Genomic DNA, 14,185 nt, shown 5'->3' on the forward strand with positions numbered 1-14,185 from the left:
AGTTCAATCTCGCGAAATCAGGCGGCAGCGCGCAGTGGGCGGGCCACGGCCACGCCATCGGTGTCGAACAGATGGCAGTGCGCCGGGTCCAGGTGCAGGTGCAGCGTCTCGCCGTACTGGCTGGCCATGTCGCCACGGATGCGCATGGTCAGCGGCTCGCCATTGGCGGTGATGACGTGGCAGAAGGTGTCGCTGCCCAGGCGCTCGCCGACGTCGGCGGTGACGGTCAGGGTGGTTTGGCCGGGCGTGGCGATTTCCAGGTGCTCCGGGCGAATGCCCAGGGTCACCGCGCTGCCGGCGCTCAGGGTGGCGCTGCTCAACGGCAGGTTGATGGTGGTGCCGGCATCCAGTTGCACTTCACAGCCCTGGCCTTCGACGCGGGTGACCTTGCCTTTGAGGAAGCCCATCTTCGGTGTGCCGAGGAAACCCGCCACGAACAGGTTGGCCGGCTGGTGGTACAGCTCCAGCGGCGAGCCGACCTGCTCGATACGGCCACTGTTGAGTACCACCACTTTGTCGGCCAGGGTCATGGCTTCGACCTGGTCGTGGGTCACGTAGATCATGGTCGCTTGCAGTTCTTTATGCAGGCGCGCCAGTTCCAGGCGCATCTGCACGCGCAGGGCGGCGTCGAGGTTGGACAGCGGTTCGTCGAACAGGAAGATCTTCGGGTTACGCACAATTGCCCGGCCAATGGCCACACGCTGGCGCTGGCCGCCAGACAGTTGCTTGGGCTTGCGCTCCAGCAATGGCCCAAGTTCCAGGATGCGCGCCGCTTCGCTGACTTTGCTTTCCACCAGTTTCTTGTCGACACCGGCCAGGTCGAGGGCAAACGACATGTTCTTGCGCACGCTCATGTGCGGGTACAGCGCGTAGGTCTGGAACACCATCGCCAGGTCGCGCTTGGCCGGGGTCACTTCGGTGATGTCGCGCCCGTCCAGTTCGATGGTGCCTTCGCTGACTTCTTCCAGGCCAGCGATCAGGCGCAGCAGCGTGGATTTACCGCAGCCCGAGGGGCCGACGAACACCACGAATTCCTTGTCGTTCACTTCCAGGTCGATGCCCTTGATGATGGAAAAGCCTTCGAAGCCTTTTTGCAGATTCTTGATTTTCAGATTGGCCATGAGGGGCCTCCGCTAGGAATTATTATTTAACGGCGCCGAAGGACAGACCGCGCACCAGCTGTTTCTGGCTGATCCAGCCAAAGATCAGGATCGGCGCGCAGGCCAGGGTCGACACGGCGGACAATTTGGCCCAGAACAGCCCTTCGGGGCTGGAGTAGGAGGCGATCAGCGCGGTCAGCGGCGCGGCGGCGGACGAGGTCAGGTTCAGCGACCAGAACGCCTCGTTCCAGCACAGGATCAGCGACAGCAACACGGTTGACGCCAGGCCACCCTTGGCAATCGGCAGCAGTACGCGGACCATTTCCTGCCACAGGGTGGCGCCATCCAGGCGGGCGGCTTCGAGGATGTCCTTGGGGATGTCCTTGAAGTAGGTGTAAACCATCCAGACCACAATTGGCAGGTTGATCAGGGTGTAGATGATGATCAGCGCGATGCGTGTATCCAGCAGGCCGAAGCTCTTGGCCAGCAGGTAGATCGGCATCAGCACGCCCACCGGCGGCAGCATCTTGGTCGACAGCATCCACAGCAGCGTGCCTTTGGTGCGCTGGGTTTCGTAGAACGCCATGGAGTAGGCGGCCGGCACCGAGATCAGCAGGCACAGGGCGGTGGCGCTGAAGGAGATCAGCACCGAGTTCCACGCATAACTGAAGTAGTTGCTGCGCTCGTTGATGTGCAGGTAGTTCTCCAGCGTCGGCGTGAAGATGAACTGCGGCGGCGTGGCGAACGCATCGATCTCGGTCTTGAAGCTGGTCAGCACCATCCAGAAGATCGGGAAGAAAATCAGGATCGCGATGGCCCAGGCCAGGGTGCCGAGCAACAGGCTTTGCAGGCGGCGGGATTGTTGAAGCGTCATGGCGCGGCCCTCAAGGCTTGTCAGTCAGGTTTTTGCCGATCATCCGCACCAGGATGATCGCCGCGATATTGGCGATGACCACGGCAATCAAGCCGCCGGCCGAGGCCATGCCCACGTCGAACTGCACCAGCGCCTGGTTGTAGATCAGGTACGCGAGGTTGGTCGAGGCGTAACCGGGGCCGCCGTTGGTGGTGGTGAAGATTTCGGCGAACACCGAGAGCAGGAAGATCGTTTCGATCATCACCACCACGGCAATCGGCCGGGCCAGGTGGGGCAGGGTCAGGTGCCAGAAGATCGCGATGGCGCCGGCACCGTCCAGGCGCGCAGCTTCCTTTTGTTCCTGGTCGAGGGACTGCATGGCGGTCATCAGCAGCAGGATCGCAAAGGGCAGCCATTGCCACGACACGATGATGATGATCGACAGCAACGGGTAGTGCGCCAGCCAGTCCACCGGCTCGGCGCCGAACAGCTTCCACACGGCAGCGAGAATCCCCGACACCGGGTGGAAAATCAGGTTCTTCCAGATCAGCGCGCCGACGGTAGGCATGATGAAGAACGGCGATATCAGCAGCACCCGCACCAGGCCACGACCGAAAAACTCACTGGCTTCGAGCAGGGCACTGATCAACACACCGAACACCACACTGATCAGCAGCACGCTGCCCACCAGCAACAGGGTATTGGTGGCGCCGGGCAGGAAGCCCGAGTCGGTCACGAAGTAAGCGAAATTTTCCAACCCCACGAACTCGTTTTCACCGGGGTAGAGCAGGTTGTAGCGGATCAGCGAAAAGTACAGGGTCATGCCCAGCGGCACGATCATCCACAGCAGCAGCAAGGCCACCGAGGGGCTGACGAGGAACCAGCCGGGGTTGGCCAGGCGGTTTTTGGCGGGTGTATTCATTAGGGTCAAGACCAGTCAGATACGAATCGGAGCGCGGTCAATGTGGGTGGGGGCTTGCCCCCTCCCACATTTGACTGTGGGTGGGGCTGGGTTATTTGGGGTAGCCCGCCCGCTTCATCTCACGCTCGGTGGTGGTCTGCGCGGCGGTCAAGGCTTGATCCACTGCCTGTTGACCGGTCAGCGCGCCCGAGAAGAACTTGCCGACCTGGGTGCCAATCGCCTGGAACTCAGGAATGGTCACCAACTGGATACCGATATACGGCACCGGCTTGAGCGTCGGTTTGGTCGGGTCCGCGACTTTCAACGATTCCAGCGTCACCTTGGCAAACGGTGCGGCTTTCATGTACTCGTCGCTGTAGGTCGACTTGCGCGTGCCTGGCGGTACGTTGGCGACGCCGTCGGTCTTGGCGACCAAGGCACCATATTCCTTGGAGGTGGCCCAGCTGGTGAACACCTTGGCGGCGTCCTTCGCCTTGGAACTGGTCGGGATCGCCAGGCTCCAAGAGTACAGCCACGACGTACCTTTGTCGGTCTTTTCATGAGGGGCAAAGGTGAAGCCGACATGGTCAGCCACTTTGCTCTGGGTCTTGTCGGTGACGAACGAGCCGGCCACGCTGGCATCCACCCAGATCGCGCACTTGCCGCTGTTGAACAGCGCCAGGTTTTCGTTGAAACCGTTGCTGGAAGCGCCCGGCGGGCCGGATTTCTTCATGTTGTCGACGTAGAAGTTCAGCGCGTCCTTCCATTCAGGGCCGTTGAATTCCGGCTGCCATTTCTCATCGAACCAGCGCGCCCCGTAGCCGTTGGCCAGGGTGGTGATCAGCGCCATATTCTCGCCCCAACCGGCTTTGCCGCGCAGGCACAGGCCGTATTGCTCTTTGCTCTTGTCGGTGAGTTTGCTGGCGAATTCGCCGATCTGGGTCCAGGTCGGGTGCTCGGGCATGGTCAGCCCGGCGTCCTTGAACAGATCGGTGCGGTAATAGGTGATCGAGCTTTCGGCGTAGAACGGCAGGGCGTACAGCGAGCCTTTGACGGACAAACCGTCACGTACTGAAGGGAAGACATCGTCGAGGTCGTAGGACGCCGGCAGATCCTTCATCGGCTCCAGCCAACCCTTGGCGCCCCATAGTGCAGCTTCGTACATGCCGATGGTCAATACATCGAACTGCCCACCTTGGGTGGCGATGTCGGTGGTCAGGCGCTGGCGCAGTACGTTTTCTTCGAGCACCACCCAGTTCAGCTTGATCTCCGGATGCTCGGCCTCGAAGGTTTTCGAGAGCTTTTGCATGCGGATCATGTCGCTGTTGTTGACGGTGGCAATGGTCAGGGTCTGCGCGCCAAAGCTGACGGCGCTGAGGGTCATGCAGGTGGTCATGCAGGTAGAGACGAGCAGTGCTTTTGCTGTGAACTTCATCGCGCACTCCATTTCCGCGCCCAGGGGGCTACGGAAGGACAGTTATTGTTGTTGTGTCTTCCTACAAGGAGTCAGGAAGAGTGTGCGTCGATTACAGCCTTGAAACGGCGATGTGACAAATCCTTGGGAGCACTAGGACTGATACTTTTTTGCACTTGAGTTCAGGTGGGTGCTTGAAGCCGGCGGGCATCCGAAAACCTGGCGCCCTGAATAGCGCGGTGGGGCCAGGTCTTCGCAGGTTACGACGTTACGGCTTAATAGGATCTTTTTTCATGCGTGGTCAGCTCTTTGATCCACTGTGGATCCACAGGCTTGCGCCATTGGCCACGGGTGTGAATTTTCAGGCCTTTTGCGTCCCACTCGGCCATCTTCTTCTTCACTAACTCGGTGTACTCGGATGCCCTGCATGAAATTTCGGCCCAGGGGTCGACGATCCAGGCGTCTTTCCATTCGGATTGTGAAAAATCAATGGTGGCTTTACCTCCCGAGGCCGGTCCGCCGACAACTGTGAATACGTGGTCGCCTCTTTCCACATACCATGTTTGGGCCTTTCCTCCGCTTTTTTTGATGATGTTTTCGGATAGCAAAGCCATTTCCCCACAGTTTCCAGCCCCGGACTTCACAATCAGGTTTGGACGGTTCAACGCCCCAGGCGGTACGGTCTTGCGCAACCAGTTAATCGTCATATCCGCGGCCTCAGCGCGGGCCAGGTCCGCTTTTGAGTGCATTTGGTTAGCAGGCCCCAGGCCGGTGGCTTTCATGGAACGGTTCACGCTGTCTCGCGCTTGTTGTGCGTAGAATTTGTTTTGCTGTTCAGCGGTCCACGATGTGAAGTTGGCGGGATGGTCCAGCGCGGTAACCTGGTTGGTTTGCAAGGCAATATCCGCTTTATCAATCGCTTTGGCCCGCTGTAGCTGATAGACAACCTCGCGTTGCTGTTCATCCGTCAGATTCTTGCACATTGCTTTTAACTCATCGATGTCCTCTTTCAAGTAGCCCGTGCGCTCCAGATCTTCAAAGGCAAACTTCAATTTTGGCAGCGCAATGAAATTGGCATCAAACGGTAAGTTGGCAACACCTTGACGGATGCTGAATTTATTCCGGTAAGCCCTCACCATCGGCAGCTCCCTAGGCGTGCATTTATTGAACGTCAGCTGGCTGCCGGGTGTCTCCTCCAATCGTGCGTAGTAGAACTCGGCGGTATCCGCCTCGATCACCAGGTATTTGGCGGTACTGCCGGGTGCCGTGTCGTTAACGATCACCCCACGCAGTTCACGTTTATCGTCGACAGCATCAGTGATGCGGTTGAGCTTGACCACGCGTGTTTCTCGCTCCAGCCCCTCACTGTTTTGTGCGCTGAAAAAGCCGAATTCGGGTTCATTTTTGAGTGTGCCGGTGATTTTTGATTTGTAGACAATGGGCTTGGTCCCAGGCACCGGATGCAATTTTGGCCCCCTTTCGCCGTCGACCATTTTCCAGCGGCGGCGTTCGAAAATCACAAACTGGCCCTTGCGCAGGAACTTCGGCGCTGAGGGAAACAGGCGCACGTGCTCAAGCGCCTGAAGTTCCTGCTTCAATTCGCCGGATACCTCCTCGATGAACTTGGTAAAACAGACGTCGTTGGCACCGCGCTTGACGCGGCCGCCGATACTCGGGGCTGGGCACCAGGCTTCAAAGCTTTCCAGCGGCGTGTAGTGGTCGGCTGACTCCAGGTCTCGCAGCAAGCCTGGTTGGCGAGAGTCGTAGCGGTAAACCTTGCCCTTGTTGATCAAGTCGAAGCCATGGGTGCGCGTGACGGTATAGGCATCTGCGGCCAAAGGCTTTTCGGTGACCAGGGCTTTGGTGCCGTCGGAAAAGGTTTCTTGTTTCAGGACCGAGGATGTGTCAGACACAAAACCCTCAAGCGCAGGACCATAAGCGGCCATGGTCTTTGCGTCGTAGGCATACCACTCATTGCCCTGGCGTATGGCGGTGATGTTGGCCCGGTCCTGAGCTCCGGAAAGCCACACGCAGCCATTGGCCATGTCAGCTGTCTGCTCAGTTAGCTGGCCATCCTGTAGCCGGCTCAACGAGCGGGTTGATTGCGTGGTAGTGGCAGCCGTGAAGTCCTTGAGCTCAATTGCTTCAACCTCTTTAACGCCAAACTTCTCGATAAACCCTGCGGATACCTTGGCAGCCGCCCAAGATGCAGCAGATTTGGCCAAGCCCCACAAAGTGTTGGCGCCCTCTGTGGCAACAAGGATCGCGACATCAATGCCAAGGTCTACGCCTGCTTTCAGGAATTGGCCGTGATAAAGGTCTTCCAAACTGCTGGTGCCGGGCAAGGAGTGCCATATGGCCTTGAAGAAGTCACGGGGTTGCGTGGCCGTTTCAAGTGTATTGCTGGACCAATTACGGTGAAGGTCGACAAAGTCGGATCTGTACAGGTATGTGGAGTCGACCATCACTTTGGCCAATTTCGATAGTCTTCCAGCCACATAATGGGGGGAGAACGCGTCATTTTCCTGGTGGGCAGGGAAGGACACCGGTAACGGCCAGGGTTCGTTGTTGTCATCCAGGAGGCGTTGATCGGTGGCTCTCAAAACGACTTCTGATTTAACCCCCGATTTAGGTTCAGTGCCGGTCTTGAAAGCCTCGGCATCGATTTCCAGGCTGACTTTTTGGCCTAGGGGGGTATCCGGATCAATGTCGGCAATTCTTATAATCTGGCCCCACGTCGGGTAAACCGCAAAATCTCTTCTGGCCCCGTTGTAGATCGACGTGATCACCATGCCGCTGCCGGCGCCTTCAACGTTCAAAAACTCTACGTCGCCATAAAGCAGGCTCTTGCGTTCTTCGACAGGCAGCTTGTTGAGCATATTCTCGAACAGTGTCGTGGTATGCCGCCTGCGAAGATTGAAATCCGCCTTTATAGCCTTGTCGAATTCATCGTTGATCACTGGAAAGCCAGGTTCCCTGGCCTTTTTACGCAGGCTGTCGACATCCACATGATTGCCTTCCTGCCCCCAGCTTTCATCCAGCCTGCCTGCTTCAAAGATTTCTGCCAGGCTATAGTGTCTCCCGCTGATCAAACCAGCGAGTTCGTTTTCAATCATAAAGCGTTTTTCATAGTCGATATGGCTGCCGAACTGTTCTCTTAGTACTTTCAGTGCCATGTCCCTTCTATTGGGCGCTTCAACTGTTCTCAGCCACTGGACGGCTTCGGCGGTGGCCTGGGTGGATGCCTGGAGTTTCTGCTGGCTGTCTTTCAATTGCTCCAGGGTATAGTTGTTCTTATCAACGTTGTTATGGATGGCCGCCCAATCCAATAACGGATTCATTTGCGCGTAGCTGTATATCTGCGCTTCCAGTGCTGAGATAGGCCGGATGTTATGAAGACTCATGATTTCCGGGTACGTCATGTTTGCGGTCGCGCCAGGAGCTGTCCATTCGATCCGGTTGACCGCAGTCGTAAACTCGACATCCTCCGGCGAGCCGAGCGTTACTTGTTTCGGTACATCCTTCACCAGTAATTGCGGTGCCGCCCCTTGTAGAAGCAAGTGCGCAACTGCCGGTGCAAGGTGACGAGGGATGCCTTTGTTCTCAACCAGGTGTTGCGTGAAGAGTTCGCGCCTGAAGTGAGTGTTGCGCCCAACGTTATCGTTGTCGGTCAAATCAGCTCCGGCAATGGTCTTGTGTTGAGTGCCGGCCGTTGGATCAACTTCCAGTACCAGGTACGTCAAAAGCAAATTCCTCAAGCTGGTTGAGGTTGCAGCCACCTTCATGCTGGTTTGCAGATCGGTGGCGAGTTCAAGCGCATCGCTGCTGGTAAGCAGTTGCTCCAGTGCCTGTTCAGGATCGGTACTGAGGTTGGCAACCCTCATGCCGAGGTAATTGAGGAGGGTGTTATTGGCGCCGATCTTTTTTTTCACCTCTTCGACCAGTTGATCGCGTTGCGCGGCATTCAGCGGCAGTGGCGTCGACAGGAACCCCCAGCGATTGCCCAGGGGAGGAGAGTGGGGAGCCCGCGTCTGCAAGGCCTTCAGCAAATTGTCGTTGTCTGCTTTTGATGACACTGGGTACCAGTTGTTGTGCGAGATGAATTCGGCAACCGTTGTCACGCCCTTGGGTTGATGGGAAGAGTCTGGATCGACCACAAGGCGCCTTGAGCCGCTGTCCGGTGTCCAGTTTTCCAAGGCTTGGATCAGTCTGTAACGGTCGTTGCTGTCACCCACTGCGGTGTTTTGCCGGGCCAGCCAGCCCATTGTGTTTTCTGGGTTATCAGGTGGATTGGGAAATTGTTGGGTGCGGCCCATCAAGGCAGCCTGTTGGTCAAATCTCGTGCTGCCGGGGGTGTCGCTGAGGCTATAAAAGTTGGCCACCCATTGGTAGGGAGCACCGTTGGATTCGGCGTGAAGCAGTGCAATGGGTTGTGTTTGATTCGCGAATGCCTGCGCTGCGGTTAGCACGGGCGCCAGCGCGTCAAAGTAATTGGGGTACTTTTGCGCGAATGCGGTGGCAGTGAAACGCTGTTCTTGCGCCCCAACCTTGCTAACCAGCGCGTTGTCCGTGGGGTCATAACGCAAGGAAGCCAGGTCAACCTTCTGCTCATGCGCCCACGCCTTGAAACCCTGGCTATTGAGGGCTTTGTGCAGGTAGGCCCGCCATTGACCGAACAGGCTGTTGGGCGGTATCAGTTGGATGATTTTCGATGCGGCTTGTTCGGGGGCGAGTTTCAGTTCAAGCATTGCACGATGAACAGTGGTGGCAAGCTCACCTTCGGCGCGCGCCAAAAGGTCTTCGGGGGTGTCTTCAGCTTCCACAAGCGCCGCCCGGCTGGCTTTGATGGCGGCGGCCAGTTTTTCAAGTGGCGAGGGGGAGAGCGGTGTAGAGGCCAGCATTTGCGTCACGGCCTGCTGGTTTTGCCGTACGGCGACAGACTGGGGATCGTTCAACGAGGTGTCGACCAGTGCGCTGAAGGTTTGATTTTGAACCAATGCTAAGCCACGGTTTAGCAAGGTGTTCAGTTGGTGTTCTTTCCAGTCGGGTTGTCGGGTGTCTGGCTGAGGGGGCATTTGCTCATTGTAGAAACGCAGCACCTCGTCCAGTGTTGCGGTGGGCGGAGCAGGGTAGTGCACATCGGCATCAGCGCCTGCGGCCATCCGTTGCACCGCATCCTTTATTTCGACCCAGACATTACTCCAATCTTCTGACACATCGTTCAGGGTGAACGTGGTTTCCACGCCTTTCACCTTGGCCGTCAGGGCTCCTTCGACGGGGTTGATGCGGGCGGTCTTAGGGTCAAGGCCTTGTTTCTGCGCAAAGTCGGTAAAAGTGGCGCTTGTGAGCGCATTCAGAAGCTGCTGGCGAACTTGATTGAAGGTTGAATACTCGGGCACTTCATTGAGCAGAGGTCGTGTGTCATTTCCGCCATTCAACGCTGGCAATTGTTTTAGCAGCGTCTCGCTGCACTGCCATGCCAGCGCCTCGTCGGCCTCCTGAACCTTTTGGGCTGCGGTCAACGGCGCATAGCGAGCGAGGCGTTGATCCAGTTGCTCCGCTGGCAGATCCACGATTTGTTGCTTGGCTCGCTGTTGACGTTGCTTGACGGGGGCATACTGTTGCTCGTAAAGCGGGTCGGAATGACGTAGCGAAGGAAATGTTCCTTCACGAATCAACTGCCCAATTTTGAATAACGTATCCTCATTGTAGTTTCGGGAATAATCACGGGGCAGTTGCATGCCATAGAAGTTGGTAATCAGCTCAGGAAACGCCCGGTCTTGCCCGAAAAATCTGAAAGGTTCACGACTGGAGCCCGCCACCTTTGTGGCCGCTTTGAAAACCGCCGATGTTGCCTTTGAAAAACTGTCTTTGCCGTACTGGCTGATATCAATGTCGTGGTCCTCCGGCTGCAGGAAGAGGCGCCCGGTGGGGTCGATCACCAACGATTCAATATCGATGTCATGGGTTTGGGCAAACGATTTGAAGGGTTCCGAGCGCAGTGCATCATCCAGCTCGGCAAGGGCCAGGCCAAAAGTGGAGTCGGGCTCGACAGGAACCGTGTATAGGGTGCCTTTCGGAGCAAGCTCTTTATCGTTAAGCAACGTGTTGATCACGGTGTAGGCTGTATTGATCGCCAACTCCGCATCAGCCTTGTCAACCAACGTGTCGGCGAACTTGCGCAGCGAGGCGTTGCCTGTGTCTTGGCTGGGGGGCGTGTTCTGCAGATCTCGACGTACGCGCGAAGAAACAGGGAGAGTTTTCGGCGCGCTGGGTACAGGGCTGACAATTATTTCTTGAATCAACTGGGTGTAGGTTTTTTGCGGACTGAGCGCACTTGGCTGATCAAGAAGTTTCTCGACCTCTGCCCGTGCTGCGGTAACTGTCAGCGGATCAGGCGAATCCATCAGTCGTTGCCTGATCTGCTCGCACAGGCTTGATTGTTCTTTTGTCGCTCTGAATCTGAGCAAGGATTCAATGCGCTGACGCGTGTGATCCGGCAGATCAACCGGCGGGGTGAAAGGTGTCTGGCGTTGGTCGACGGGGTTAGCGAAAAGTCCGATGACGATGGAGGTGACCGAGGTGCGGAGCGGGCCAGCCGGTGGTTTCGGGTTATCACGCTGTGCAGTGGTCGCGCGGTGGTTTGAGACTGGAAGCCCGATCATAAGAAGTCCTCAACAGCAGCGGATATAGGCAGGAAATTCCGCGCAAATGGAAAATGGAAGACACTTTTCTTACGTGGCAACCAGCGCTGTTAGGTTCCTTTTGAATTTCCCAATAGATCTATCTAGGGAGGCGTCGCTGTTTCAGGCGAGGTTCTGCTCAGTCAGTCGCTGCACCGCCAGGCGACGGTAGTGGGAAGGGGTCATGCCCTTGAGTTGCTGGAAGCGCCGGTTGAAGTTGGAGATATTGTTGAAGCCCGACTCGAAACACACATCCGTCACGGCTTTATCCCCATCGGCCAACAACTCGCAGGATTTGCTGATACGCAACCGGTTGACGAACTCGATGAATGTGCGCCCGGTGGCCTGTTTGAACACGCGAGAGAAGTAAGTGGGCTTCATGCCCAAGTATTCCGCCACTTCTTCGAGCGGCAACTCCCGCGCGTAGTGGGCGAAAATGTAGTCTACGGCGCGGTTGGTGCGGTCGATGCTGTGTTCATCGGCCAGTTGCGGCGTGGTCACACCGGAAAGCAGTTGGTAGTCCTCACAGGCGCTCAACACGTCCAGCAGGATAAAGAAGTGCCCCAGGCGCGCCATGCCTTGGGCGTCCTCGATGCGTTGCATCAAGGTCATGGCCTGGGCGATGGTCTTTTTGCAGCGAAACTCGATGCCGGACTGCGCCCGCTCCAGCAGCGGAGCCAGGCTTTTGAGTTCGGCGAAGATGTGGCTGCCGTGCTCGAACAGCTCATCGGTGAAGTTCACCAACATGTCGCGCTTGGGCACCACCTCGTCTTCCTCCACCTGGCTGATCCAGTTATGGGGCAGGTTGGGGCCGGTGAGGAACAGGCTTTCCGGGTAGAAGTTGCCGATGTAGTCACCGATAAACACCTTGCCGGAGCTGGCGACGATCAGATGCAGCTCGTATTCCTTGTGGAAGTGCCAGCGCACCAGCGGGCAAGGGAAACCGTGTTGGCGATAGATAATGGACAGGCCGTTGTGGTCGTCCATCAGTTCGTAGGAAGGGTCGGTGATGCGCGTTGCTCGGGTCATGCTGCCGTCGCTTTATTGTGGTTGCTGCGTAGGATAATGCCCCCTTGCGCACGACCTCGCCAGCGTCGATGTTTATACGTTGCGGTTTTTTGCCTCGATCCACTGGGACATGTACTGCGTACTTTTGTGGGCATGGTGGCGCAGCATGCTGCCGGTGAAGTTATCGCGGCGATGGGTCGACAGGCGCCCGCGGCACTGCTCCAGGCAGGCCACCAGCGCCGGGCCATGGATGTTCTGGTCATACCGTCGGGCCAGCAGTCGGCGACCGTCTTCCTGGGCCTGGGTCCAACGTTCACGGTCTTGATACAGGGCAACCGCCGCTGCCGCGAGGGCCGGGGCGCTTTGTTCCACGGCGCCAGGCCACGGCTGTTCATCCCCCATGGCCTCGGCACCGATCGGCGTGGTGACGTTTGGCGTGCCGCACAGCATTGCATCCGCCAGCTTGCCCTTGATCCCGGCGCCGAATCGCAACGGTGCCAGGCAGATGCGCGCTGCCGTCATCACTTGCAGGGCGTCTTCGGCCCAGTTCATTACATGAAAGCCCTGCGCCGGGTTGTGCAGGGCCGTGGCTTTGGGCGGGGTGTAGGCGCCATAAATGTGCAGTTGCGCTGCCGGGAGTTGCTGGCGGATCAGCGGCCATAGGCTGTTCTTCATCCACAGCACCGCATCCCAGTTGGGGGCGTGGCGGAAGTTGCCGATGCTGAGGAAATGGGCGCGGTCTTCAAATGGCGCGAAGGGCTCGGTCGGCGGTTCCAGCATCAGCGGGCACCAGTGGAGCAGGGCGGCGGGCACCTTGAACTGCTCGGTGAGCAGGCGTGCCTCTGCGTCGGAGATCATCAGGCTGATGTCACAGCGATAAATCGCGGCAATCTCACGCTTGGCAATGTCAGTGTCGGCCATGAGCCGGAATTCTTCCTCCAGGGCCAAATTGAACAGGGCGCTGAAGTCGTTACGGTCTGGATGCGTCCTCAGGTGGTCCTTGAGGTGCTGGTGCCGGGCATCGCGCAGGCTTTGCAGGTCGCTGGTTTCCAGGACGCGCAGGGCATCGGGGCATTGTTTCTCGACACGCCAGCCAAACTGCTCTTCCATCATGAAACGGTCGAACAGCACGATATCCGGGGCGAGTTCGCGGATAAAATCATCGAAACTGCTGTTATTGAGTTCGATGAGGCATTCGGCGATGCCCAGCGCAGGCAAATCGGCCTTGTGCTCGCCGATGGTTGCGGGGCTGCTGAAGGTTATGTCCCAACCTTGTGTCAGAAAGCTCTCGAGAATCTGCATCATATGCCCGCCTGCGGCCGAGGAACGCGGCTCCGGCCAGACATAACCAATGACCAGGACTTTGGTGGCAGGCTGATTCATCAACAACAGGTTCCTTGAAGGGCAGGGCGATCGGCGCGCAATTAAACCATAACCGGCGGCATGAGAATTTATGTCTGGCGGTAGGTAGCCATCGCACTTTGTGGTTAACTTCCGCCTCTCGAATTCGTTTCATCAAACCCAGCATAAGGATTCTGTTCATGGCTCAAGTCACCCTTCGTGGTAATCCTGTCCAGGTTGAAGGCGAACTGCCGAAAACCGGCTCCACCGCTCCTGAATTCAGCCTGGTTGCTGTCGACCTGTCGCAAGCGACCCTGGAAACCTTCGCCGGCAAGCGCAAGGTTCTGAACATCTTCCCAAGCGTTGATACCCCGACCTGCGCGACCTCGGTACGCAAGTTCAACGCCCAGGCCAACGACCTGAGCAACACGGTCGTGCTGTGCATTTCCTCTGATCTGCCGTTTGCCCAGAAGCGTTTCTGCGGCACCGAAGGCCTGGACAATGTGCTGAGCCTGTCGGACTTCCGCAACGCCGACTTCGCTGTCGACTACGGCGTTTCCCTCGCCGACGGCCCACTGCAGGGCCTGACCGCCCGCGCCGTGGTGGTACTGGACGAGAACAACACTGTGCTGCACAGCGAGCTGGTTTCCGAAATCGGCCAGGAGCCGAACTACGAAGCAGCCCTGGCTGTTTTGAAGTAACTGTTTCGGTACGTTACTGTCGTTTTGCAGTAACACGCGTGATGCATGATTGCGGCCTGGCCTAGTCCAGGCCGTTTTTATTTGTGTCTCAACTGCTTAGCGAAATAGCGGGCAGACTAAGATCAGAAGTTAAAAGTTGTAAGCCCAAGGTAAATAGCCGGTAAAGGCGCTTTTCTAAATGCGC

8 protein-coding genes are annotated in these 14,185 nt (G+C 57.6%); 1 reads left to right on the forward strand and 7 read right to left on the reverse strand.

The annotated features are described in order from the left end of the window. Positions 1-17: 17 nt before the first annotated feature. The 7 genes from LUU92_RS13105 to LUU92_RS13135 all read right to left on the reverse strand — a co-directional run bounded on the left by LUU92_RS13105 (position 18) and on the right by LUU92_RS13135 (position 13,342). Positions 18-1,121, reverse strand: a complete 1,104-nt coding sequence (locus tag LUU92_RS13105; RefSeq protein ID WP_071490601.1) for an ABC transporter ATP-binding protein — start codon at positions 1,119-1,121, stop codon at positions 18-20. A gap of 22 nt (positions 1,122-1,143) precedes the next feature. After that, complete coding sequence (locus LUU92_RS13110; protein ID WP_003173672.1) at positions 1,144-1,974, reverse strand: carbohydrate ABC transporter permease; 831 nt, start codon at positions 1,972-1,974, stop codon at positions 1,144-1,146. 10 nt (positions 1,975-1,984) lie between these two features. After that, positions 1,985-2,875, reverse strand: a complete 891-nt coding sequence (locus LUU92_RS13115; RefSeq protein WP_071490600.1) for a carbohydrate ABC transporter permease — start codon at positions 2,873-2,875, stop codon at positions 1,985-1,987. Between the two features lie 91 nt (positions 2,876-2,966). Then, positions 2,967-4,250, reverse strand: coding sequence for an ABC transporter substrate-binding protein (locus LUU92_RS13120; RefSeq protein WP_371322056.1), 1,284 nt, complete (start codon positions 4,248-4,250; stop codon positions 2,967-2,969). A 293-nt stretch (positions 4,251-4,543) separates the two neighbouring features. Continuing rightward, positions 4,544-10,933, reverse strand: coding sequence for a hypothetical protein (locus tag LUU92_RS13125; RefSeq protein WP_257103761.1), 6,390 nt, complete (start codon positions 10,931-10,933; stop codon positions 4,544-4,546). 141 nt (positions 10,934-11,074) lie between these two features. Beyond that, a complete protein-coding gene (locus LUU92_RS13130) occupies positions 11,075-11,980 on the reverse strand; it encodes an AraC family transcriptional regulator (RefSeq protein ID WP_071490598.1) in 906 nt (301 codons plus the stop codon). 72 nt (positions 11,981-12,052) lie between these two features. After that, positions 12,053-13,342, reverse strand: a complete 1,290-nt coding sequence (locus LUU92_RS13135; RefSeq protein ID WP_257103762.1) for a glycosyltransferase — start codon at positions 13,340-13,342, stop codon at positions 12,053-12,055. 158 nt (positions 13,343-13,500) lie between these two features. Between LUU92_RS13135 and tpx the strand changes: the two genes are divergently transcribed. Further along, positions 13,501-14,001 (forward strand): thiol peroxidase, encoded by a 501-nt coding sequence (tpx, locus tag LUU92_RS13140; RefSeq protein ID WP_222539863.1) that lies wholly within the window; start codon positions 13,501-13,503, stop codon positions 13,999-14,001. The last annotated feature ends 184 nt before the right edge of the window (positions 14,002-14,185 follow it).

It is taken from the genome of Pseudomonas extremorientalis (assembly GCF_024584605.1).
Taxonomy (GTDB): domain Bacteria; phylum Pseudomonadota; class Gammaproteobacteria; order Pseudomonadales; family Pseudomonadaceae; genus Aquipseudomonas; species Aquipseudomonas extremorientalis.